General features: G+C 67.6%; 18 protein-coding genes and 6 pseudogenes. 12 read left to right on the top strand and 12 right to left on the bottom strand.

The annotated features are described in order from the left end of the window. Positions 1–139: 139 nt before the first annotated feature. Together TR49_RS37845 and TR49_RS37840 are read right to left on the bottom strand one after the other, a co-directional pair. Positions 140–784 (bottom strand): response regulator transcription factor, encoded by a 645-nt coding sequence (locus TR49_RS37845; protein WP_268874164.1) that lies wholly within the window; start codon positions 782–784, stop codon positions 140–142. Positions 785–834: 50 nt separating this feature from the next. Beyond that, positions 835–2157: a sensor histidine kinase gene (locus TR49_RS37840; RefSeq protein ID WP_084725822.1), complete on the bottom strand. Its 1323-nt coding sequence runs from the start codon at positions 2155–2157 to the stop codon at positions 835–837. A gap of 11 nt (positions 2158–2168) precedes the next feature. Between TR49_RS37840 and TR49_RS37835 the strand changes: the two genes are divergently transcribed. Together TR49_RS37835 and TR49_RS37830 are read left to right on the top strand one after the other, a co-directional pair. Further along, complete coding sequence (locus TR49_RS37835; protein ID WP_042390611.1) at positions 2169–2537, top strand: MmpS family transport accessory protein; 369 nt, start codon at positions 2169–2171, stop codon at positions 2535–2537. A 49-nt stretch (positions 2538–2586) separates the two neighbouring features. Continuing rightward, positions 2587–4584, top strand: a complete 1998-nt coding sequence (locus TR49_RS37830; protein ID WP_052434966.1) for an ATP-binding protein — start codon at positions 2587–2589, stop codon at positions 4582–4584. Positions 4585–4958: 374 nt separating this feature from the next. Here TR49_RS37830 and TR49_RS47160 read toward each other — a convergent pair. Further along, positions 4959–5421 (bottom strand): annotated as a pseudogene (locus TR49_RS47160) (BP74-related protein). Positions 5422–5661: 240 nt separating this feature from the next. On the opposite strand from TR49_RS47160, the pseudogene TR49_RS47110 reads away from it, so the two are divergent. Next, positions 5662–6714, top strand: a pseudogene (locus TR49_RS47110) (IS630 family transposase). A 1188-nt stretch (positions 6715–7902) separates the two neighbouring features. Here TR49_RS47110 and TR49_RS44410 read toward each other — a convergent pair. Continuing rightward, a pseudogene (locus tag TR49_RS44410) lies at positions 7903–8010 on the bottom strand (IS5/IS1182 family transposase); the annotation flags it as partial. Between the two features lie 396 nt (positions 8011–8406). Here TR49_RS44410 and TR49_RS42215 point away from each other — a divergent pair. After that, entirely contained in the window at positions 8407–9060 is a 654-nt protein-coding gene (locus tag TR49_RS42215) for a tRNA-specific adenosine deaminase (RefSeq protein WP_084725821.1), read from the top strand. Between the two features lie 761 nt (positions 9061–9821). Further along, positions 9822–10262: a deaminase gene (locus tag TR49_RS37805; RefSeq protein ID WP_236653719.1), complete on the top strand. Its 441-nt coding sequence runs from the start codon at positions 9822–9824 to the stop codon at positions 10260–10262. A 113-nt stretch (positions 10263–10375) separates the two neighbouring features. Here TR49_RS37805 and TR49_RS37800 read toward each other — a convergent pair. Then, a pseudogene (locus TR49_RS37800) lies at positions 10376–11260 on the bottom strand (IS30 family transposase); the annotation flags it as partial. A gap of 578 nt (positions 11261–11838) precedes the next feature. Between TR49_RS37800 and TR49_RS46190 the strand changes: the two are divergent. Next, entirely contained in the window at positions 11839–12465 is a 627-nt protein-coding gene (locus TR49_RS46190; RefSeq protein ID WP_236653718.1) for a site-specific integrase, read from the top strand. Here the strand turns inward: TR49_RS46190 and TR49_RS37785 are convergent. Together TR49_RS37785 and TR49_RS37780 are read right to left on the bottom strand one after the other, a co-directional pair. Continuing rightward, positions 12433–13176, bottom strand: a complete 744-nt coding sequence (locus tag TR49_RS37785) for a hypothetical protein (RefSeq protein ID WP_042390598.1) — start codon at positions 13174–13176, stop codon at positions 12433–12435. The two genes, TR49_RS46190 and TR49_RS37785, sit on opposite strands and share 33 nt — an antisense overlap. A gap of 156 nt (positions 13177–13332) precedes the next feature. Beyond that, positions 13333–13917: a DUF4158 domain-containing protein gene (locus tag TR49_RS37780; RefSeq protein WP_042390596.1), complete on the bottom strand. Its 585-nt coding sequence runs from the start codon at positions 13915–13917 to the stop codon at positions 13333–13335. 311 nt (positions 13918–14228) lie between these two features. On the opposite strand from TR49_RS37780, the gene TR49_RS37775 reads away from it, so the two are divergent. Next, positions 14229–15065 (top strand): PHP domain-containing protein, encoded by an 837-nt coding sequence (locus TR49_RS37775; RefSeq protein WP_052434963.1) that lies wholly within the window; start codon positions 14229–14231, stop codon positions 15063–15065. Between the two features lie 279 nt (positions 15066–15344). Here TR49_RS37775 and TR49_RS37770 read toward each other — a convergent pair whose 3' ends face one another. Further along, the gene (locus TR49_RS37770) at positions 15345–15872 is read right to left on the bottom strand and encodes a hypothetical protein (RefSeq protein ID WP_152627685.1); all 528 of its coding nucleotides are present in this window, start codon (positions 15870–15872) and stop codon (positions 15345–15347) included. A 284-nt stretch (positions 15873–16156) separates the two neighbouring features. On the opposite strand from TR49_RS37770, the gene TR49_RS37765 reads away from it, so the two are divergent. Further along, positions 16157–16612, top strand: a complete 456-nt coding sequence (locus TR49_RS37765) for a hypothetical protein (RefSeq protein ID WP_152627684.1) — start codon at positions 16157–16159, stop codon at positions 16610–16612. A 233-nt stretch (positions 16613–16845) separates the two neighbouring features. Further along, positions 16846–17504: pseudogene (locus TR49_RS46935) on the top strand (transposase family protein). Positions 17505–17623: 119 nt separating this feature from the next. Here TR49_RS46935 and TR49_RS37755 read toward each other — a convergent pair. Then, positions 17624–18187 carry a DinB family protein gene (locus TR49_RS37755; protein WP_042390593.1) on the bottom strand — a complete coding sequence of 188 codons (564 nt, stop codon included), beginning with the start codon at positions 18185–18187 and terminating at the stop codon, positions 17624–17626. Positions 18188–18524: 337 nt separating this feature from the next. Between TR49_RS37755 and TR49_RS37750 the strand changes: the two are divergent. Beyond that, positions 18525–18857, top strand: a pseudogene (locus tag TR49_RS37750) (transposase); the annotation flags it as partial. A gap of 1001 nt (positions 18858–19858) precedes the next feature. Here TR49_RS37750 and TR49_RS46555 read toward each other — a convergent pair. Then, entirely contained in the window at positions 19859–19990 is a 132-nt protein-coding gene (locus TR49_RS46555; RefSeq protein ID WP_268874161.1) for a hypothetical protein, read from the bottom strand. 30 nt (positions 19991–20020) lie between these two features. On the opposite strand from TR49_RS46555, the gene TR49_RS46175 reads away from it, so the two are divergent. Beyond that, positions 20021–20488: a hypothetical protein gene (locus TR49_RS46175; protein ID WP_236653715.1), complete on the top strand. Its 468-nt coding sequence runs from the start codon at positions 20021–20023 to the stop codon at positions 20486–20488. A 357-nt stretch (positions 20489–20845) separates the two neighbouring features. Here TR49_RS46175 and TR49_RS37730 read toward each other — a convergent pair whose 3' ends face one another. Continuing rightward, entirely contained in the window at positions 20846–21130 is a 285-nt protein-coding gene (locus TR49_RS37730; protein ID WP_052434962.1) for a GNAT family N-acetyltransferase, read from the bottom strand. Positions 21131–21246: 116 nt separating this feature from the next. Here TR49_RS37730 and TR49_RS37725 point away from each other — a divergent pair, with 116 nt between their 5' ends. Next, complete coding sequence (locus tag TR49_RS37725; RefSeq protein ID WP_042390587.1) at positions 21247–22158, top strand: hypothetical protein; 912 nt, start codon at positions 21247–21249, stop codon at positions 22156–22158. Here the strand turns inward: TR49_RS37725 and TR49_RS37720 are convergent. Then, a partial coding sequence (locus TR49_RS37720; RefSeq protein WP_236653714.1) for a Uma2 family endonuclease occupies positions 22124–22846 on the bottom strand: 723 nt, incomplete at its 5' end. The two genes, TR49_RS37725 and TR49_RS37720, sit on opposite strands and share 35 nt — an antisense overlap.

The following is a 22846-nucleotide window of genomic DNA, read 5'->3' as shown; positions in this document are numbered from 1 at the left end:
CACAGGCTGCTTGCGGAGCCGACCAGGAAGTCGAAGCCCAGACCGTCGTCCCCGGGTGATCTCGGGGATGCCGGGGCCACCTCTTCCCCACGCACCCCGATCGTCCCGCTGTGGGGGCATGAAAGCGCAGGGGTGGCGGTCAGGTGACGATGCCGTGTTCCCAGGCCCAGGCTGCGATCTCCACGCGGTTGCGGGCGGGTAGTTTGTCCTGGATCCGGCTGAGGTGGCTTTTGATGGTGCTGAGGGAGAGGACCATCTGCTCGGCGATTTCGTTGTTGGTGCGCCCGCGGGCGACCAGGTTCAGGACCTTGAGTTCCTGAGGGGTGAGGCGTCGTGCCGCGGCGGCCGCGGTCTCGGCACGGGACGGCTTGCTCAGGTGCTCGAGGAGTCTGACGGTGACGGACGGCGAGATCAGGGAGTCGCCCTTGACCGCGGCGTGTACGGCTTCTATCAGCAGGCGGGGGCCGGAGTTCTTGACCACGAAGCCGCTGGCGCCGGCCCGCAGGGCTCCGTAGACGTACTCGTCGAGATCGAAGGTGGTGACTATGACGATCTTCGTAGCGGACGTGGCAGCGTCTGGTCCCTGACGCAGGCGCTTGGTCGCCTCGAGGCCGTCGAGCTTCGGCATGCGGATGTCCATCAGGCAGACGTCGGGCTTCAGCCGGCGTACGGTCTCGACAGCCTCGAGGCCGTCGGATGCCTGGCCGATCACCGAAATGTCCTCCTGGCTGTCCAGGATGAGCTGGAATCCCGTCCGCACCATCTCCTGGTCGTCCGCGATCACTACCGAGACGCTCAACGCGATTCCTCACTCCGTACCTTGATGGTCACTGCTCACGTCTTGGGCAGGGACGCCGTCAGTTCCCAGCCGCCCTCGGGCATGGGACCGCAGGTGAGCTCGCCCCCCAGCTCGGCCACTCGCTCCGACAGGCCGATGATGCCGAAGCCACTGTGCCGGAACCTTCCACGGCCTCGGTGCGGTCCGGTGCCGTTGTCTCGCACGCGGACGATCAACCGGTCTGCGTCGGTCGCCAGCATGACGTGCACGGCGGTGGCCGTACGGGCGTGTTTGCGGATGTTGGTCAGGCCCTCCTGGACCAGCCGCTCGACGGACTTGGCCAGTTGTGGTGACCAGTCGGAGCTGTCCACGTCCCGTGCCTTGTCAAGCCAGGCGTGCTGTCCGTGTGCTGGGAAGCGGTGAACCAGCTCCTCGATCGCCCTCAACGCAGGGGTGACTGGTGCCGATGCCCCGGGGCCTCCGGGCTCGCGGAGCAGGCGGACCATCTGGCCCATCGCCACCAGTCCTTCCTGTCCCGTCCTTTCGATGTTGGAGAACAGCTGGCGGGCCACAGCCGGGTCGCGCCCGACCGTGTGCTCTCCGGCCTGGGCCTGGACGACCATGGCCGTCACGTAGTGGGCCACATGGTCGTGCAGGTCGCGGGCGAGGTCCAGGCGTTCGGACTGGCGCACCCGCTCGGCAGTGGCCTGGCGTCTGCTGTCCTCGGTCCGCAGGTAGCCGCCCAGCAGGACGAAGCTCACGGGAAGCAGCGTGAACAGCTGGTCGAGTCCTTCGAGCAAGGGCAGATCCGACAGCGCCGGGGCGCGGTCGGCAAGGCGGGCCACGGCCACGAACAGCGGCACCGCCGACACGGTGAGCGGCAGCGGCCGTCCGTACCGACAGGCCATGCACAGCAGCACCAGGAGTCCGATCAGTTCGGCCCATCCGGGGGTGCGCTGCAACACGGTGTGATCCACCAGTGAGGTTGTCAGCAGTGAGCCGGCTGCCGCGGTGACGGACAGCGCGCAGGCCATCGCCTGCCGGCCGCTTCGGTACGCCGACATTGATCCGGCGGCCGTGGCCAAAGCCAGGGCGCCGCTGGCGACGACTGCGAGCCCGATTCGACTGCGGCTCACCACGCCGGCGTCCAGCACCATGAGTACCGCACCGACGAAGGCTGCGGCCACGGTCTCCGGTGCACGTCGCAGCAGTGTCAGGGGCATGGGGAGGAGGATAGACGACCGCTCACGGCCGGCGGCGAGCGGGAGCGGGTACGTACTTTCGGCCGATGCCCCTCCGAGGAATGCGGCCTTTCGGCCGCTGCGAACCTGCCGAACCCACCCGAGAATGAACCGCGTACCAAACGGTCGATACGCCATCAGGAGGCGTCGTGAAGTCCGCCGGTTCCCGCACCTACGTCACGTCATTGCTTGTGGCCGGTGCTTCGGCCTTGGCAGCGGTGTTGATCGCCGGATGCGGCCTGTTCGGCAAGAGTTGGGACGTGAAGATGGAGGTGACGGGACCCGGAACCACCGACGTCAGCTACAGCTTCTCCGGCGAGACCGACCCGAAGACCGCAGCGCAGCAGCGCTTGCCCTGGACCAGGGCGCAGAATGTCGGTTTCGGATTCAACGACCTGGGCGTCAAGGGCGCGGCCCCTGGCACGATCTGCCGCATCTACGTCGACGGCAAGCTGAAGGATCAGCAAAAGCCTGACGCCAGGGGTAATCTGACGTGCTCCGTCAACGTCCAGAACTGATCGGACTGGCAGGCTCTGAGACGACGGGATGGGAACTGGCGTGGCGTCAGTGGGGGAGCGGCTGAGTCGAAGCCGGGAGCGGGCGTTCATCGGGCGGGACAAGGAGCTGGCCTGCTTCGGGGAGGCTTTGGCCGGGGCTGCGCAGGCGCCGTTCGCGTTCTATCTCTTCGGTCCGGGCGGCATCGGGAAGTCCGCGCTGCTGCGCCGTCTCGCGGACCAGTGCCGTGCGGCGGGGCGGCTGGTTCTCGAACTGGACGGTCGTTTCGTCAGTCGTGACCCGGCTGACTTCGAGCGCACGGCCGCTCCATTTCTCGAGGTCTCCGGCATGGTGCTGCTCGTGGATTCCTTCGAGCACTGTCAGTGGCTGGAGAGCTGGCTGTGGCAGCAGTTCCTGCCCCGTGCGGCGGACGAGACTCTGGTGGTCCTGGCGGGCCGGCTGGCGCCGGAGCCGCAGTGGACCGCCGATCCTGCGTGGTCCGAGATCTTGTACGTTCGTGAACTGGAGCCGTTCTCCCTGGAGCAGGCTCGGAGCCTGCTGGCCACCACGGGGATTACCGGCTCGCTTCGGGAGGAGATACTCCGTTTCGCCGGTGGGAACCCGCTGGCCCTCTCCCTCGCCGCCGCGGCCGGAGCTGCGGGCTGGAGCGGTGAAGGGATGCGGGCACCGTCGGCCGAAATACTGCGGACCTTGCTGGCCGGGCTGGTCGGTGAGGTTCCGACGGCGGCTCACCGCCGGGCACTTGAGGTAGTGGCACAGGCTCATTCGACCTCCGAGGAACTCCTTGCCGCGGTCCTGCCCGAGGAGGACTCCCATGACCTGTTCGACTGGCTCAGGAACCTACCCTTCATCGAGTCCACGCATCGCGGGCTCTACCCGCACGACGCCGCACGCGAGACTTTGGTAGCCGACTTGCGCTGGCGGGCACCCAATGCCTTCACAGCGATGCGCCAGCGACTCGCGGAGGAGTACCTGCGACTGCTGCGCGAGGCACCCGAAGAGCGCGTGTGGATAGTCACCGACGAAATCTTCTATCTCTTCCGCGAGTTGGAGAGTCTCTCGCGCTTGCGCGCCTGGTCCCGCGAGAACGAAGTGCACGTGCGCCCCCTGCAGCCAGAGGACATCGATGTCGTCCTGCGCATGTCCGAAGAGACGGAGGGGATCGAGTCCGCGGACCTGGTGCGCTACTGGATCCAGCGCCAGCCGCAGGCGTTCAACGTCTACCGTTGCGTCGCCACCGGCCAACGCGTGGCCTTCACCGCCCGACTCGTCCTGCCTGCTCCGCCCGATCCCCTGGATCTGGCCACCGACCCCGTGGTCGCGGCGGCGTGGGCGCACACCGAGTCCACGATGCCCGTCCGCCCTGGCGAGCACATCGGCATGACACGCTTCTCCGTCTACCCGGGGTATTACCAGGTCCCCTCCCGGGTGATCGATCTGAGCAACTCCCGGGCCCAGGCCGAAGCCGCCCGGGCCCGCGGGCGGGCGCACGGCTTCGTCGTCTACCGGGACGCCGACGCCTGGGCCCAGCGCTTTCGCGGGGTCATGCACGACTGCGGGGCACGACCGCGCGTCGGCGACCACACCTATGGGCTGTTCGTCAACGACTGGCGGCAGGTGCCCGTCGAGGCGTGGTTGCGGCACCTCATCACCGCGACGGACGTGCCGGCCCCGGCCCCGTCCGGCTCCTGGGGTGTCTCGCGCGCCGGGTTCGACCAGGCGGTGCGCGAGGCCTTGCCGCTGTGGCGCGATGCGGCCACCTTCGCCCACTGTGCGCTGACGCGCACCCGGCTGGCGGCGGACTTCACGGATCCTGCCCGGGAACTGCGCGCCCTGCTTCGGCGGACGGTGGACGGATTGGTCGCTGACCCGCGCAGTGTGCGTGCGCGGGACGCCCTGACGGCCGGCTACTTCTCCGGCGCGCCTACCCAGGAAGCCGCCGCCCGCCGTCTGGGCCTGCCGTATGGAACCTACCGACGCCACCTGCGCCAGGGTCTGGATCTGCTCTGCGAAGCCCTGTGGCAGCAGGAGCTGCACGGTCCCCGATAGGAAGGCGTGGCCAGGAAGGCGCCCCTGGCCCCACCTATCGGATCAACGGGCTCCACTGCGGCGTCACGCGCACGCCCGACCGGGGCTATCTCATTCAGATTCCCAAGCCGTACAGCAGCCTGCTCGCCAAGCGGCTGTAGGCCTGAAGAGCCCCCCCGACGCTCTGTCCGAAGCGTCGGGGGGCCTTCTGCTGTCCAGCTCCTCGAAAGTGTGTGGACAGCAGTCCCACCCGGGTCGTGCAGCGGCACGGAAAATCCCGGGGCAGGCAGCCCTACCGCCCAGTGGATGGGGACATGAGCGGGGGCCGACAAGCCAGGCGGCCCCCGCGCCCCGCGGGGGGCATAGCAGGGGGCGCCGGGTAGCCGGTCGGTCGACTACGGCGCAGGGACTTCCCTGACCAGGCGGGAGGACCAGTCGCACCAGTAGAGGCCGGGCAGGAAGGCGCCCGGCCTCGTCGAGGTGCTCCTCGACGTAGGGGATGGTCGCGTCGCAGACCTCGATGGCCTGGTCGAAGAACTGCGTCTTCTCGGGGTCGGCTGAGTAGCTCCAGCGCGGGTTGTACGGGGCCGTCCGCTTGAGGATCCGGGTCAACACATGGGGGCGATCGGTGGTTTCCCCGCTGACGAGTTCCCGAGCGTGCTCGATGTCCTCTGGCTTAGTCAGTTTGATGACGAATTGTGCGTGCGTGATATCGGTCATCACGAAGTAGGCGGGGCTTTCGGCAGCGGCATGGGAAGGCTGGTGGGCAGGGGTGCTGGCCGTCGAAGGCTGGGCGCTGACCAGGGCCAGCAGCCCGACGGCGGCGAGGCTCGCCGCCTTGGTGAACACGCGTCGCATGGAGTTCGCTCCTCAATCTTGGGCATCGTGCACGTCACGATGGGCCACTAAATGCATTGAATCAGTAACGATGCGTAATCAATGCGTAGCCATGCCGAAGTGCGTTCGCGTCGCTGTTGGTCTTCACCGCGCCCGCTCATGGAGGGAAAACGGGCAGTCATTCGCCGGGGCCGTTACTCGGGTTGAGCTCGCCTTGTCGTAGGTGCTGGCGGACCTTGATCCCTGCGGTATGACATCGGGGTGCGATACGCGCAGGGGGGGGCGGGTTCACTGCCCAGGAGCAACAGCGTCGGGAGCGGGTGCGGCTGGAGGTCGCCGAGCGGTTCGAACGCGGTGACGGAAACAGGGTGATCGCCGTCGACTTTCGGGTGACCGTGCGGTCGGTGGAGCGGTGGCGGCGGGCCTTGCGGCAGGGCGGTTCGGCCGGCCTGGAGTCGAAGGGACCGCAGTCGCTGCTTCGGCTCAGCGAGCGGCAGTTCGCCCAGCTGGAGCGGGAGTTGGGGAAGGGGCCGCTGGCGCACGGCTGGGAGGACCAGCGGTGGACGCTGGCGCGGATCAAGACACTGATCGGCCGGCGGTTCCACGTCCCGTTCACGGTTCAGGGCGTGTGGAAGCTGATGCGGCGCAACGGCTGGCCGTGTCAGCAGCCTGTCCGCCGGGCGATCGAGCGTGACGACGGGGCGGTCGAAGAGTGGAAGAGGCAGGTGTGGCCGCAGGTAAAAGCCTAGCGGCGGCGCTCGGAGCCTGGCTGGTCTTCGAGGACGAGGGCCGCGTGCCCGCACCTGGGGACGCCGTGGCCGGGCACCTGTCGTGCGGGTGTGCGGACGATCCCGCCGACGGATCTCGATCGCCGTCCTGACCTGCTACAAGCCCGGTGAGCGGTCCAGGCTCATATACCGGCCCCGGCTGGACGGCCAGGTCAGGAGCAAGGGCCGCAAGAGCCTCGCATGGAGCGACTACCGTGACCTGATCCTCGCGGCACATGCCCGGCTCGACGGCCCGATCGTCCTGATCTGGGACAATCTGAACTCCCACCTGGCCGCTGGCATGAGGGAGTTCATCGCCGACCAGGACTGGCTCACCGTCTACCAGCTGCCCGCCTACGCGCCCGACCTCAACCCGGTCGAGGGCATCTGGTCCCTGCTGCGGCGGGGGTTCCTGGCCAACGTCGCCTTCACCGACCCCGACCACCTCGTGCGGACGGTCAGGCGAGGCCTACGGAAGATCCAGTACCGGCCCCACCTCATCGACGGCTGTCTGGCCGAGACTGGTCTGATCATTGCCCCACCCTGATCGCCCCCTGAGTAACCCGCTCGTCGTCGCGTTCACCCGGCATGGGGCGTGCCTTGGCTGCCGGGAGCGTGCAGAGTCCGCTGGCCGGGCTTTCTATTGCGTGCGGGTGCGGGCGGGTGTGTGCTGGAAGTGCGGACACATGGGGAGCCATGACCGTACGAAGAGGTCCGCATGGGCAATACATGGATTTGTGAGAACTGTGGCAGCCAGGTCACGCCGGAGTCTGCGTGCTGCCGCTGTGGCGGCGCATTCGGAGCGTGAGGGCTGGACAGTCCTGAGCCCACCGGGCTCTCGCCTACGCCGGCAACCTCCCTCACCTCCCCGTCCGCCGGATGAGCACGCTCTTGCCAGCGGCGCAAGGCCCAGCACGGCCCACGGATCGCCAGCCGACTGTTGGCGGAGGCGGGTCCGGGCAAGGACATGGGCGAGGGCGTGAACAAGAGGGAAGGGATGAGCGAGCATGAACAGTGACAAGTCGTCAGGCGGCGGGGCGCCAGCGACACCCGTGCAGCCTCCCGAGCAGTCGGGGCCGCAAAACAAGTTGCCAGCGCCGTCGAGCCACGAATCCTCGGCGGGCGGAGTGGCGCCGGGGCCGGATGCTTCGCCGGAGCCACCCCAAGAGCCCGCTCCGCCGACAGCCGAGGAACCACCACAGGGCCCTGAGCCGCCACCCGAAGCACCCTCCCTGCCGGACGGTGGGCCACCAACGGCCCCGGTGTCGCTGGAGACGGACGGACTGACGATAGCCGTGGGCGAAGCACTGGTCGACTTCGCGCCGGAACCCGGGGACGCCACCGAACCGCCCGAGACCATCCCCATCGAGCGTGAGGAGTAGCCGCTGCCTTCGACGGCCGAGCGCGAGTGGATGGGATCGCGTGGCCGTCACAATGGCCGACCGCCCTGGTGCTCGGCACCAGCTACGTAACGTGGTGCTGCGGATGCGTTGCTTCTGGAGTGACTTCAGGCTGCTGGGCTGTAGTCCTGCTGGTAGCGGGCCGCGTGTTGGCGTTCGCGTTCGCCATGCCAGGTCCACTGGCCCATGCACATCGTGAAGTATCAGGTCACGGGCCTGGTGTGAACCCCAGAGATCAAGGTCCGTCAGCACCTACGACAAGGCGAGTTCAACCTGAGTAGTCAGCAAGTGGCGGTTTCGCGCTATCTCCTCCGGCCTCCTACTTGGATCGTGTCCTATGTGGTGAGTCGGCGGTAGAAGATGAGGGCGGCGGCGAGGCCGGCGAAGGCGAGGAAGTGTTCGGCCTTGCGTACGTAGCGGCGATGCAGTCGTCGGCAGCCGGCGAATCAGGCGGCCTGGCTGTCGTGGAGGTCGAGGCTTCACCGCCCGCAGCTCAGTCTCTGCATGTCACAGAGGCCGATCGAGGATGACAACTGCCATACACGGCCAGGGTGTGTTCATGGCCGCGCGGACCCCACCCGAAGGAGTGGAACCCGGGCGCGACACTTAAGTCGCACTACTGAACCACCGATACGTTGAGTTAAGCAGACCAAGGCCCGGCAAATCAGACCCGACCCGGCGTGGGCGGAGGATCGAGAGGGGATGATCGTGGAATATCGTGATCTCGTCGTCGAGGGCGGCAAGCGCTGCGCGAAGTCGGATGCAATGGGGCTTGCGGCTTGTCCGGGAGCATCCGCACCCGCACCGCAGCCTTCTGGTCTATTTGGGTCAGATGTCCGATGACGACGTCGATGCCACACTCGGTCGATCGCCGCCAGGCGCTGCGTCAGGGCGCCTTCTTGATTACTGCTGTTGGGGCACTGTCGCTCTCGGGTGAGGCGCGTGCAGACGCGCAGGCCCCACCCATCCAGCAGTGCACACCGCCCACGAGGCTGCCGCTCCAGCCCGAGTTCCCCACCTCGCCGCCCGACGCATTGCCGGCGCCCGTGCGCAGGAACCTCGAGACAGCAATGCGCGCAGCGATCAAAGTGGTGTCGCCAGCACCGCGGTTCCGCGGATTCGGTGCCGTACTGGTCAACGTGGATGATGGTCGGATCGTCGCGGAGGCGAAGGGGGGCGACGGCCCCGGAACGAATCATGCGGAGCTCAATGTGCTCCGGAACTTCGGCCTCTTGCACCCCGATGGGGAGGCTCTGCATAAGACTGTTTTGGTGACGACGGCCGAGCCATGCCCTATGTGCGCGACGTGTGCCATCTTCTCACGGGTGGCCGGCGTGGCGTACGGAACCTCGCTCGAGTTCCTCATCGGACATCCACCCACCCGCATGCCGATCCGGATCTCGATGCCTCAGGTCGTCGCGACGGGCCCCCTGCCGAACATGCCGGTGGTCGGGGGCGTGCTCCGCGAAGAGACGGATCCGCTCTTTATGTGACCTTGCCCCGGGCGCTCCCTGACCGGCATCGGGGGCTGGCGGTGTCACTGAAGGATTTTCCGGACGGGCCTCCGGCTCGATCGAGAAGCTAGACGCGCCGCCTGCTGCATCGAAGCCGAGGAGCGTCTTCCCGGACTGGACACCTCTATCCGCACCACATGGTGACCGTTATGCGCCACTCGTCGTGGCACGTTCGTGGCACGACGGCCAGCCACAGCTGAGTGCCTCAGGATCGAGTCCGGACTTGCGCCCCGCACCCCGGCATGGCGGGCATTGGGGCCGTGCCTGACCGCTGCGACGTCTTCCCGTCCTCCGGGCGTCCGGGCGACGGGGATGCAGAAAGGCTTAAAGGCTTCACTCCAGGCATCAGTCATAGTCGAGAATCGAGAGGGGATGATCGTGGAATATCGTGATCTCGTCGTCGAGGGCGGCAAGCGCTGCGCGAAGTCGGATGCAATGGGGCTTGCGGCTTGTCCGGGAGCACCCGCACCCGCACCGCAGCCTTCTGGTCTATTTGGGTCAGATGTCCGATGACGACGTCGATGCCACACTCGGTCGATCGCCGCCAGGCGCTGCGTCAGGGCGCCTTCTTCATTACTGCTGTTGGGGCACTGTCGCTCTCGGGTGAGGCACGTGCAGACGCGCAGGCCCCACCCATCCAGCAGTGCACACCGCCCACGAAGCTGCCCCTCCAGCCCGAGTTCCCCACCTCGCCGCCCGACGCATTGCCGGCGCCCGTGCGCCGGAACCTCGACACAGCAATGCGCGCAGCGATCGACGTTGCGAAGGGGGCGGCTCATTCATTCGGCTACGGCGCCGTACTTGTCGACGTGGGCAATGGTGAGATCGTCTGGAGGGCGGCGAACACCGGCGGCGCCGACCCGTCGGCACATGCGGAGCTCAATGCGCTCCGGGGGTACAGCATCAACAAAGGCAGCTTTACTGCCGCCTCCACGACCGTCTTGGTGACGACGGCCGAGCCATGCCCTATGTGCGCGACGTGTGCTGTCTTTGCGCGCGTGGCCGGCGTGGCCTACGGGACCTCGCTTGAGTTCCTTATGGCACAACCAGGCAACACCGTGCCAAGGATCTCAATGCCTCAGGTCGTCGCGACGTTGCCACCAGGGGATCCCAGGACCAGGATGCCGGTGGTCGGGGGCGTGCTCCACGAAGAGACGGATCTGCTCTTCAGCAGGAAGTAGCCCGTCACTGACGACGCCCTCGCCGGTGTCCGGGTTGGGGCAACCTCAATGCCCGGAATCGACCCGGCACCGCGCGGGGAGATACCAACGCTCCGTTGAGTCATTGCCACTCCTTACGCTGCTACCCGTGGGGTGCGCCATCCGAGTGTCTTTCGGGGCCTGGTGTTGAGTGTTTGGGCGACGGCTTCGAGTTCGTTCGAACTCCAGCGGGACAGATCTGTGCCCTTCGGGAAGAACTGACGAAGCAGCCCGTTCGTGTTCTCGTTCGTGCCCCGCTGCCAAGGGCTGTGCGGGTCGGCGAAGTAGACGGCCATGTCGGTGTCGGCCTTCAACTGGGCGTGCTGGGCCAACTCCTTGCCGCGGTCCCAGGTCAGCGTCCGGCGCAGTTGCCCGGGAAGCTCGGTCATCCGTGTCGCGAGGGCCTTCCTCATGGCCTCAGCGCCGTAACCGCCCAGCGCCGGGCCGTTCTTGGTTCGCGGCTCGATTCCGTAGCCCTCCATGCGTGGCAGGTGGACCAGGACCGTGAACCTGGTCGTGCGCTCGACGAGCGTGCCGATCGCGGACCTGTTCGTCCCGATAATGAGGTCGCCCTCCCAGTGACCAGCAACCTCCCGGGTCTCGGCCTCGGCGGGACGCTCGCTGATCATCACCTCGGGCGTGACGTGGCCGCTCGGGCGGCGGCGCGACCGTGCGCGCGGCACGCGCAACGCTCGCCCGGTCCGCAGGCATGCGACGTGCTCGCGTTCCAGCGCGCCGCGGCCCTGGATGTAGAGGGCCTGGTAGATCGCCTCGTGCGAGATCCGCATCGTCTTGTCGTCGGGGTGGTCCAGCGGCAGCCGATTGGCTATCTGCTCCGGACTCCACGCCGTCGCCCAACGCCGGTCCTGCCGGTGGGGCTTGTTCCGTCCCTTCCACTTCACCACCGGGCCGTTGACCGGCGTCCCGTCGGGAGCCTTGACCCGCCCGGCCAGCCGCTCTTGCACGTAGTCCCGCAGCCGCTCGTCGGCTCTGGTGGCGATGGCCGAGCCCAGAAGCGGCCTGCCCTGGCTGGCGATGCGCCGCGACCATCCCGGAAACGCCTCCCAGATGCTGCGGCGGCTCGGCCTCGGAGAGATCCCCCTGACCCACGACGCCTTCCACGAACTCCAGCCCTGGCGGGCAGCAGCTCACCTCGAAGAACTCCTGATGGCCAGCGGCGCCCTGCCCGCCGTCGACAAGCACATCTGCTCCTTCCAGCGATGGCTGCCCGGCCACCTGGCCGACATCACCGATCCCGAGCACCTCAAGACGATCAAGCTCTTCGCGACCTGGCACGTCCTTCCCCACCTACGGGAACGAGCCGACCAGAGCCACATCACACCGAGCATCCGCCGCTTCGCAACCGAGCAGATCAAGCACTCGACCACCTTCCTGCAGTCGGCTCAGCACCCGGGACAGCACCCTCGCGTCCTGCGGCCAACTCGACATCGACGCCTGGTTCGCGGACAACACCGAACACGGCCGCACCTGCCTGAGGCCCTTCCTCAACTGGGCCAAGAAGAGCCGCCGATGTCCACACGCCCTGTCCATCCCCACCATGAAGATCTCCAGACGACCCGCACTGAGCGAGGACGAGCGCCTGGCCGCACTCGGCCGACTGCTGACCGACACAGACACCCCGATGCGCCTCCGTGTCGCCGGCGTCATCGTCCTCCTCTACGCGCAACCCCTGACCCGGATCGTCCAGCTCACGGTCGACGACGTGCTCCACGACGGAGAGACCACGCTTCTGCGGCTCGGGGAGCCCGCCTCTCCCGTCCCCGAACCAGCGGCAGCCCTGCTACTGGCCTACATCGCAGACCGCGACAACATGAACACCGCCACCAACCAGGCATCCCGCTGGCTCTTCCCCGGCCGCCGGGCCGGACGGCCGGCCCGTCCCGACCACATGTCCTCACGACTGCGGGAGATCGGTATCCCGGTCGCCGCCGCCCGCGGCGCCGCCATCCGACAACAACTCCTCGAACTGCCCGCCCCCGTCGTCGCGGAAGCCCTCGGCTACCACGACAAGACCACCAGCCGCCTCCTCAGAGAAAGCGGCGGGACCTGGAGCCGATACGCCGCTGGCGACCACAGCCGGTCACCGTCCGGCTGGACGCCGCGGGGAGCTCACGGGGCCGACAACACACCGTCATCCCCGTCCAGGCCAATCACCCACGTCTAGCCAATCCCCCGGGGGAAGGCCGCTCTCAACCAGATGCAGGCGCCGAATGAGTTCCTCCAAGACCACCTTGAGCGATGCCTTGTCGCCCTCAGTTAGAGCCATTGAGTTGGGGGAAACCTTTCGCTCGTCGCTTCTCGCACCCCACTTCTTGGCCATCCCGAAGTAGGCCGAGGAGACGTTGAGTCTCGTGGCAACGGCCGACGTGCTCCCGGCCCAGCTCTCAAGGTGAGTCGCAAGCCAATAGGCAGCGTCGGCGACTGGCCGGGTCCCGTTGCGCATCGGCCGCAGGCACAGCGTCCGTGCCAGGCTGGTCGTGTCGGTGTCCTGGAATGACCAGTTCGGCACCGGCGGAGCGCCGCGCCGGATGGCTGCGGTTGCCTCGTCCGAGGAACCTGCGAAGTCGGCGACGGTGACCCTGCCCCTGTCCTCCGCGCGCTCGACGTCTGCACCGAGGTAGAAGAAGGTGACGATCAAGCGGTGCTCGACCTCGACGCTCGCCGCCCAGGCGGCCAGGAGCGGTGCGAGCTGTGATCGTGCCTCGTTCACGGTCAAGGTCGTGGACGGCGAGGCATCGAGCCGCTTCTCACTTAGCACCAGGTCCCAGCCGCAAGCCTCATAGGTGGCAGGGAAGGCAGCCTCGTCCCAGCTCAGTGGATGCTGGTCGACCCACTGGACCGAATAGTGCAGTGCGCGAACTCGCTCGCTTTCCATAGAGACCAGTCTCGCGTCGGGCTGACTGCGATGCTCACCGGCAGACGGTCGGACGCGAGCGCCTGCTCCGCTCAACGCCGGTGGCCGCCGATCCGCCACAAGGATCACTTACGGTTACGGTCAGGGTGTCCCCCCTGAAGGACCGGCGACAGTTGATTACGCGAGCCCACCAGTAAAGCGACTGGCCGAATGCTGCAGGCTCCGGATGCGGCCTACAGGCTGTTCCATCAGGCTGATCGGTGGTGCGCCGTGCAGTAGCCGGCGCCGCTTGCCGCCTCCAGGGCTGTGCCCAGGAGGCCGACGGACAGGGATCGCATCATGGCCGACCAAGACGTGGGCGCCGGACTCGGAGCAGGAGCCGGAGCCGGAGAAGGCCCGCGCCCCGGCGAAGAACTCGTGGGCGAAGAGGGCGGAGAAACCGGGGGCGCCCACAGCGAAGAAGTCGAGGAGGAAGAAAGCGGAGATCTCCCCGAATGACACCCAAACCCCTCCACAAAAAGCCGACGTAGAGCAGACGGCATTTTTCGTAGGCAACGCGGCCCACTCGGCTGCCTCGACGCCGCGTTGCTCGGCCGCGAACCGCACCACCACGGCCGGCACCACCGCCAGGTCCTCGGTCGGGAAGACCCTGAGCATCCGAACCGAGCCCCACAGCACCGCGAAGCCGATCCGGTTCGCCCGGGCCGCCTCCAGGCCAGCCGCGTCCAACCGGATGCCCCTGACACCCAGAATCTCCCCCAAGGGCCGTTACGCTCAGTAGCAGTGCTGGAGTCAGGTGGGTCAACTCGCGACGGTTGAATACGCGAGCCCACCAGTACCAGAGGCCTCCTCGGCCGGTACGCGTTCACCCGCACGCCGGCCCCCGGCACGCGACCGCTGGGCGACCCGTACACCGCAGAGACGGATCTCGACGAGGAGTGAGTCTGCTGAGGTGCGGTCGGTACGTCCTGTCCGCTTCCTCCTGACGGACACACGCAGGATTCAGATTGACCTTGCCCCTGGGACAGACCCGATCATGGCGTGTCGTTGATCGCTACGGAGGAGGGGCTGCCGTGCTGCCGCAGGACAGTCATGTGCACAGCGAGTGGTCATGGGATGCATTGGCCGGGTCGATGGAGGAGACTTGCCGGCGCGCGGTGGAGATCGGACTGCCCTCGGTGGCATTCACCGAGCACGCGGACCTCACCCCCTGGATCGTGCCCCCGGATGCCGAGCTCCCGGTCCAGTGGCACGACCTGGTCACCGGGGATGTCCTGAGTCCGCCGCCGCTCGACCTTGACGGGTTTCGCACTTGCCTGGACGAGTGCCGGGGACGCTTTCCCGAGCTGCGGATCTTGTCGGGCGTCGAGTTGAGCGAGCCGCACTGGCACGACTTGCGGGCGCGGGACCTGCTCGCCTGCGGCGCCTTCGAGCGTGTGCTGGCCTCGGTCCACTCGGCCCCCGTCGCCGACGGCGACGGATTCACCGAGGTCGGGGTTCGGTTTGAGGACCAGAAGCCCGCCGAGGTCCTGCGCGGATACCTGGCGGAGACGGTCCGGCTGATCGAGGAGTTCGACCACTTCGAAGTGCTTGCCCACATCGACTTCCCCGTCCGCCGCTGGCCGATGGACGCCAAGCCCTTCGACCCCACCGACTTCGAGGATGAGTTCCGGCTGGTCCTGCGCCGGCTGGCGGCCAGTGACCGGATCCTGGAGTTCAACACTCGGGTCCCCCTGGATCCCCTGGTGCTGGGCTGGTGGCGTCAGGAGGGCGGCCAGGGGATCTCCTTCGCCAGCGACGCGCACGAGCCGCAGGCACTCGCCCGGGAGTTCGCGACGGCGGTGCATCTGGCCGAGGCCGCGGGGTTCCGGCCGGGTCGTGATGTGCACGGCTTCTGGACCGCCTGCTGATCACCTCAACGGCGATCAGCGGGCACAGTTGGCCTGCCACATCGGCTCCTTGGAGCCTTCAGGGACGGGGGAGGCGCGGGTGGCGAGGGCCTGCGCGACGGTGGCCGTCACGCGCGTCGGTTAGCGGGCGCTGGTCTTCTCGGTCAGCGCCCGCCGTAGTCCGGACGGGTCGTCGGCGATGAGGGTGCACCCGACCTGGCGCTCCCCGCACATCCCGTGGACATGCATGGCAGTGGTGAGGGCTTCGGGACCGAGTCCGGCAACGGGCACCGCGGCAGGTCAGGACTGCCTCTGATTAGGGATAAGCCGCCGAGTTCCAACCACGCTCCATACGAAGGCACCGAGCGCGCCGACTCCGGCCACGATCGCCCCAATGGGGAGCATCAACTTGCTCCCGTTGAGCTGGCGGGCGAACAACGCGTGACCTGGCCGGGTCGACGACATGAGCACTTCTACCGTCTGGCCGGGGACGAGGTAGTCCGGAGCCGACGTTACGTCGTCGATCATGGCTTTCTCCCCGGAGCCGTTGACTGCGACGACGATAGTCTCGGCCTGGGATCGGTCCGCCTTCACGTACTGGGCGGACACGACCCTGGCCGTCATGGGATGCGCGTGGGCGTAGTCCTCTCGCGCGGCCAATGCCTTGTTGGTGTAGACAATGCCAATGACGAGGAAGATCGGGCCGATGATCCCGGTGACGAGGGCAAGGAGCACCGGGTTCCGCCGCAGATCCCCAGTCGGCCGGTCTGCCTGCTGCGCTGATGCGTGAACCGCGTTCGTCCCCGCCATCTCGACGCCATCACTCACGTGCCCTCCCCAAGCCAGCTCGCCGGGCCAGATTCAAGCACCCCGCTGCTACCCGCGCGAGACCGGCGTCCCTGATCAGTTGATCGAGTCCGAAGATCGGTCCTCGCAATGAAGCTTCGCCATCTTCGAACGTGCTGGTCAGAGGGGCTGGTGTGCGGGTTCTCCGGGGTGCTCGGGGTGGTCGTGGGCGGGAGTCTGCGGTCTTGATCGTCTGACGGAGCGGGCAGGGGCGATTTCGCCCGTTCCTCCTCGTTGCCGGCCCGGTGCCGCCTACGATCCGGTTCATGGTGGAGTCCGAGATCGCGGAACGGGTCGCGGTGCGGCGCGCGGAGCTGAACGAACTGGAAGAACAGCTGGTCAAGCAGCTCGACCAGGTGCGGGCCGAGCGGGACGAGCTCGCCGTCGCGGAACGGGTCTGGCGGCGGATGGCCGAGCAGCTCGCCGCGGAGACGGTGGCGGCCGCGCCGGCTGCGGTGCAGGTCGCGGGCCACGCGGTGCTGCTGGTCCCGCACCGCGGGCCCGGCGTGGACGTGGACTCGCTACCGCCGGACTACCAGCGGATCCTGGCCATCGTGCGGGATGCGGGCGGGCCCGTGGCCGTCAAGCAGGTCGGCGAGGAGCTGGGGCTTCAGGTGGCGGTGCGGGGCAAGCTGGAGCCGCTGCGGGGGAAGCTGTCCAAGCTCGCCGGGCGGGGCTGGCTGCGCAAGCTGCCCGACGGGAAGTTCACCACGCGCGTGTGACCGGATCCCAGCGCGAAGTCGTGCGTAACTACGGTGCCCCCGGCGGTGGTTGAGAATGTGTGACCAAAAACAACGCGCCCGCCGAGGGCATCTCCCTTGTCTACCAGTGCAAGCTGAACCTGTCCACGAGGACGGTTAACCACCTCGCTGACCTGCTGCGATCCCACCTGAAGGCGATCCGCTCCCCGTGGCGGTCGCTGTCCACGGGCCGGATAGCCGTGCTCGTGCTGGCGATGCTGCGGCACGATCAGCGACTGATCGACCTGGCCGGCGGCAACAACGTGCCCGAGTCCACCCTTCGGCGCTGGCGCGACGAGATGATCGACTTGCTCGCCGCGAGAGCCCCGTGCCTGGACCGCGCGCTTCGCAAGATAGCCGCGCGGGGCGGCGAGGTCGTCCTGATCGACGGCACCTTGATCCCCACCCAGCGCCGCACCGGGACGGCGAACCGCCCGAACTACTCCGGGAAGCACCACCGCCACGGCCTGCACTTTCTCGCCCTGACCGACGAGAAGGGCAAGCTGATCTGGATCTCCGCCGTCCGGGACGGACCCATGACGCCACCGCCGCCCGCCGCGACAAGATCGTCGAGCATCTGAAGGCGGCCGGCCTCGGCGCGCTCGCCGACCTCGGCTTCCTCGGCGTCGACAAACCCAAGAACCCCGATGACCAGGTCATCATCACCGCCTACAAGGCCACCCGCGCCCGCAAGCTCACCCCGGGCCAGAAGCAGGCCAACCGGATCCTGGCCGCCGGTCGCGCCCCCGTCGAACATGGCTTCGCCCATCTGAAGGCCTGGCGGATCCTGACCAAGCTCCGCACCGACCCGGCCCGCGCCACCGCCCTCCTGCGGGCACTGCTCGTCCTGACCAACCTCGAAGCCGCCCGCTGACAGCACGCTGACGGACGATCAAGAGCCCAAGATTCCCGCAGTCAACGAGCCTGAGCGCCCCGGATAGCCTGCACATCAGCCCTTCCGACCAGCACGCTCGAAAGCCGGCTACCGGAAGGTCAGATTCGGTGCGGTACGGCTCCGTCCTGCCTGCGGTAGAGGTCGCACAGCAGGGAAATCTCGGCGCCGTGATGGATCAACTCCCTGTTGACGTGCAGGACCCTGTTCTCCATGGAAAACCCCTCGGGACCCGCCGCGGGCGGATTGTCCAGGTCAGCGTCCGAGAGCTCGCGGACCCCCGCGTTCCATCTCCCGTACATCTCATCGAGCTGTTTCAGCGCCTCGTCGGCGGTCCCCGCGTAGGCGAACGCCTCGGCGTCGAAGTCCGGGCCGCCGAAGTACCATCCGACCCGATAGCCCAGGCACGAGACGATGATGTGCGCCAGTCGCCAGGCGATCGTGGTCACCGGCGCCGGCACCGGGGCAGGGGACGCGAAGTCCATCGTCCACTCCCGTGAACCTATGGATATCGGTGCGGCCGACGTGCCGCGTCGGCGAATGCTCCAGCAGCCGCGCACCGGCTCCCAGAAGTACTCCTCGTCGGTGAGACCCTCCAGCTGCGGCCGCAGGTTCTTGTGCCAGTGCCAGTCCAACTGCTCCGCGAGTCGCTCGCTTCTTGTCATTTCCGCACACTACATACAACGGAGTCCTGGCTGTGTCCTTCGCGGGTGCCGTCGTCGGCCGTGGGCCGCGATGCAATGGCCTAGATCGATGACATGGCAGATGATCAAGACCGCAGACTCCCGCCCGAGATCAGAATGAGTATCCGAGCGAGCGCCACACCAGAGCCTCCGACCTGCATGTTCGACGATGGCGAAGACTCTCTATATCTACCCGGCGGCATAGCCGCAGTCGACTCCGACGACGCCGCAAGTACCCGTTGGTTCCCGCGAAGCCAAGTCTGGGCCTGCGCGCCCTGAGCCCGGGGAACCACTGTCTGCTCCCGCTGACTGCCGCGGACTTCCGCTGCTGGACGCGGTCCCACCGATCCGGGGCCCGCGGGGGCGGCCACGCCGCAGACCCCGGCGCCTGTACGCCGACCGGGGCTACGACTTCGACACGTACCGACGCCAGCTGTGGAAGCGTGGAATCAAGCCGATGATCGCCAGACGCGGCGTCGCCCACGGCTCCGGACTCGGCAAAGTGCGCTGGGTCGTGGCACGTGCGTTCGCCTGGCTGCACCAGTTCAAACGCCTACGCATCCGCTACGAGCGCCGGGCGGACCTTCACCAGGGGCTCCTCGAACTCGCCTGCTCCGTCATCTGCCTGCGGCGGCTCTCTCGAGCATTCTGAAACGATCAGTAAGGCGTCAATACGGCAGACCCTTGCGGCGGAAACCGGTGCTGAGCCCCTATTAGGAGGGCCGGGGGCTCGGGGGCAGCGCCCCCGTTGGTGAGTCAGGGTGATGCCGCCTGCTGTGGCTTTGGCTCCGCCGCGTAGAGGATTGCGCACAAGTGACACAAGTTGTCGAGGTCTGCGCTGAAGGGGATGGGACGGGTCTCGGCCGCTGGGGCGAGGGGAGTTCCGCACAGCGGCATGAACGCCCCGGCGGGGACGATGTGCCACATGAGAACGCCGCTGAAGTCGTACTCGGCTTTCAGTTCGCAGTTCACGATGGCCACCAGGGTGGTAGGACAGTCGCGATCACTCGACGGTTCGAGCTGCCTATGGCCAAGGCGCGCGGACACCTCGACTGAGTTCCAGTGTGCACCGGGACCCGTCGCCTGTGCTTGGGCCGGTCGGCCCTGGAACGATCTGCCGTCGAGCTGCTGGGCGGGGCTGCCGCTTTAGACAGTAATGCGAGTCGACAGCCCGCCACGCTCGATCTGGTTCAGGGCCGGGCCGGCTGGGCCGCGGTCGCTCTGGATGGAGGCGACGGCCGGCCTGCGTCTTGCGGTTGGGGCGGGTGGTCACACGATCAAGGGGTGTGCCTTGGCGTTCTCGGCCCAGGCTGGAGGTCTTTGTAGGTTGTGAGATGCGAGGTGTTCGGCGGCGAGGTATCTGGCCATGCCTTCGGTGGCCGTTGTGCAGTTCCAGGAGCAGGCGGAGCAGGTGGAGCGGTGTTCCTTGATCCCAGGGCATGGCCGGTTTTCGGGATGGAGGCAGGGACTGTCGTCCAGGTGGAGGGGGGTAACTGAGACTCTCATCAGCATCAGATGTCACCTCTTCAACCTCTAGCATGTGCACGTGGCAGGTTCGGTGCACGGAGGGTCTAACGAACCACTCCGGCAGGCGTCACTTGGCGCGCACGGCCCTGGCTCGCCAATTGGCGGTCGTCTGGGCAAGGTTGCCGGTCAAGATGTCACGAGGTTGTGCACCGGATAGATCGCCGGCGCGGCCACGGGGATACCCGCCTCGTCGAGGATGGGCATCAGTCGGGCAGCGAACTGCTCGAAAGCGTCGCGCGATTCCCACACGTCGACCACGAGCCACCCCGTCGGAGTCGGTGCGGCCACGTGGCTGATCAGGCCCGGCACGGGTCAGTCGCCGGGGGTCTGCAGCGTGCCGCCAGCTGTGAGTTTGGCAGCGGACTGTTCGTACTGGGCCTGGCTGACGTTGGGGAGATCAAAAACGGCGATGATCGCCATGGAACACTCCGAATCGGGCGGGAGGGCGACGCCACATGGCCAGCAAAGCGGATCGACCCACCGACGTTGCGAGATCTCGGGACACCCCCGCCGAAAGAGACGGTCACCAGCCCGTACGCCCCGCCTCTGCCTGACCTGGTCCCCGTACTGCGCCGAGTGGTGACGGAGGTCGACCACGACCTCGGGTTCAGGTTCCTGCTGAGAGTGTTGAAGGCATACTTCATGCCGATCAGCGAGGCCCGGTGCGAGCGGCTCCTGACGATCGGTGAGCAATTCGGTTACCACGAGCTGCTCGTCGACGAGAACCTGAACGTCTCCCCGGACCCGGCGGACTGAGCCGGACACGTACCAGACCCCCTGGGTGGCTATCGCTACCCAGGGGGTCCTTGTCTCTGGGAGGTGTGCGATCTTGCTGCACCTGGGCCGCCACACCTCTGGACCTCGCGGTGGCCCAGGTGCAGCAAGATCGCACACCCGGGGTCAACCGATACGGCGCGCCGCTCCCCCGTTTCATGTGGTCTACGGCAGTGCGGACTGCGCGATAGCGTTCGGCGGGCGTCGGTCAAAGGGGTGGGGGTATGCGGGCGCGAGTCTTCCCGCAAGAGGAGTTGCTGCGCGTCGAGACGGAGTGGGTGCGAGAAATCAGGCCGCCTACCCCAGTCCGGCTCCTGCTCCGCGTCGCCGATGGCCACACTAGATCTTGATCCAGTACCGCCGCACAGGGCCGTGTTCGGTGTCCCGGACGCCTTCAAGGACGCCGCCGTGGTGTTCGACCGTCCTCACCGAGGCAAAGTTGTTGAGCTCGCAGACGATCAGTACCCGGTCCAGACCGAGCGCCCGCGCCTCGTCGAGTATCCGGCCCAGTGCCCCGGTGGCCAGCCCGCGCTGGCGTGAAGACGGTCGGATGCCGTAGCCGATGTGCCCAAACTGCAGCACGTGGTCGTTGAGACCGTGCCGCAGTGCGATCCCACCGTGCACTCGGTCGCCCTCGATGATCCATCGGTCTTACAACCCCGACCGGTCTCGACCGCTTTCGGGCCCGACTCGTCCGCCAAGCCCGTGCCCGCACCGCGCGCGGGCGCTTGAGGGGTCCGTTGAGGCTGTTTCGGTTGGGTCTGTTGTTCGTTGTGGTGTTCGTACTGGTAGTCGTGGACGGCGCTAACGGCTGGTGGCCGCTAGGGTCGGACGCCACTCCGCGCGGCGCCAGTCGCGTCACCACCGTCAAGGTCGCGCTCGGACAGGCCCAGCCACGCGTGAGCTCGGTGATGATCGGAGCGCTCGCCTACTGGGTCGGCCGCTCTGGGCCCGACGCCGTGTCTAAGGTGCGGGTCGCCGGCGTCGCCACCGCACGCGACGGGGCCGGACACGTCATCGGCAGCGCCCCGGTGTGGAGCCTGCCCGGCGAGCCGGTCAAGCCCGCGACAATCACGTGCGCCAGCACCGCCGTGTCCCAGGTGCTGCTCGAACCGGGCTCCACCAGCGGGCAGCCGGAGCAGGTCGATGTGCTGGCCACGCTTGCCGCCTCCGGCGCCCCCGCGCGGGACGCGGCGGCGCTTGGGGCGACCCTGTGCGCGCACGCTGCCCACGACCCCGCTCACCTCTCCCACCCCACCGTCGGCGAGCTGAACGGATACCAGCAGCTGGCCGCCGACTTGCGCACCGCGGCGGACACGGTTGCCGCCGGTCTGCCCGCCGCCGCCCAATCGCTCGCCGTGGTTCGCACCGCCCTCGGGGCCGGCACCACGGTCCTGGGGCCGCTGCCCTCCCCAGTCCGCAGCACCGCACGGGGGGCCGCCTACCTGCACCCCTTGCCGACAGGGCGGACAGCCCAGGACGCATCCTTCGGCCGCTCGGCCGGTGACGCAGCGTCGAGCGGGACCTGCGAGGACGGCGCCACCCAGGTCACCGATGACGACCTGTTCACGGTGCCGCCAGTCACGCTGTGCGCGGGCCGGGGTCGAGCTCGCGAGGTCAGTAGGGCAGCAGTGAGCTTGTTTCGAGTGTGAAGTCGAAGGGGGCGGGGATGTGGATCGTCTCGCCGTATTCGGCGTCCTCGCGTTGTCGGTAGCGGCCGTTTTCAAGTTCGGAGAAGAGGGTGGCGGTCTTCTTGCTGGGGTCGATGATGAGGTAGAGGGGGACACCCATCACTGGGTAGTCGCGCACTTTCCCCACCCAGTCGTTCTCCGGATTTGAGGGCGAGACGACCTCGACGGCAATGAGTGCGAGCTGTGCCGGCACCTCGTTGTTGGGCCCTTCCGGGGCGTCCTCCGGCAGAACTGTGAGGTCCGGGGTGCGGCTTTTCCTTGAGGCCGGCGAGGAGAGGCCCGTGTTCTGACTCGCAAAGCAGTCCGCGGGAATGTTGGAGGCGAACTGTCGTGCGATCTTGTCCAGGTTTCGCTGGTGAACGGCGGAGGGTGCGGCCTGCATGATGATGACTTCACCCGAGAGCTCGACCTTGACGTTCTCGGGTGCGATCCGGCGTGCCTCCTCGATGAGGTCGAGGTGCTGAGGCTGCATGGTGCTCTCCCAGACAAGGCGTGGCGGGTGCGAGATGCCCAGTCTACGGGCGCCCTTCGGCTTCATGGGCGGGGGCAGGCGGGGATCGGATGTTCCCGGCCCCGAGTCGAACGGGGTGGGCGTGCGCTTCGTGCTGGGCTTGATGGTCACCTGCCGGCCGGCGGCGCATGCGTGTGT

It is taken from the genome of Streptacidiphilus melanogenes, from assembly GCF_000787835.1.
GTDB classification, from domain to species: domain Bacteria; phylum Actinomycetota; class Actinomycetes; order Streptomycetales; family Streptomycetaceae; genus Streptacidiphilus; species Streptacidiphilus melanogenes.
The sequence above is the reverse complement of the archived record's forward strand: the minus strand, read 5'-3'. Positions and strand labels throughout refer to the sequence as shown.

Bases quoted from the DNA above. Each gene is read 5' to 3' on its own strand.
- TR49_RS37840 (WP_084725822.1), bottom strand. From the start codon at position 2,157: ATGGCGTATCGACCGTTTGGTACGCGGTTCATTCTCGGGTGGGTTCGG.
- TR49_RS42215 (WP_084725821.1), top strand. From the start codon at position 8,407: ATGACGACGTCGATGCCACACTCGGTCGATCGCCGCCAGGCGCTGCGT.
- TR49_RS37805 (WP_236653719.1), top strand. From the start codon at position 9,822: ATGCGCGCAGCGATCGACGTTGCGAAGGGGGCGGCTCATTCATTCGGC.
- TR49_RS46190 (WP_236653718.1), top strand. From the start codon at position 11,839: ATGAAGATCTCCAGACGACCCGCACTGAGCGAGGACGAGCGCCTGGCC.
- TR49_RS37785 (WP_042390598.1), bottom strand. From the start codon at position 13,176: ATGGAAAGCGAGCGAGTTCGCGCACTGCACTATTCGGTCCAGTGGGTC.
- TR49_RS37765 (WP_152627684.1), top strand. From the start codon at position 16,157: ATGGTGGAGTCCGAGATCGCGGAACGGGTCGCGGTGCGGCGCGCGGAG.
- TR49_RS37755 (WP_042390593.1), bottom strand. From the start codon at position 18,187: ATGACAAGAAGCGAGCGACTCGCGGAGCAGTTGGACTGGCACTGGCAC.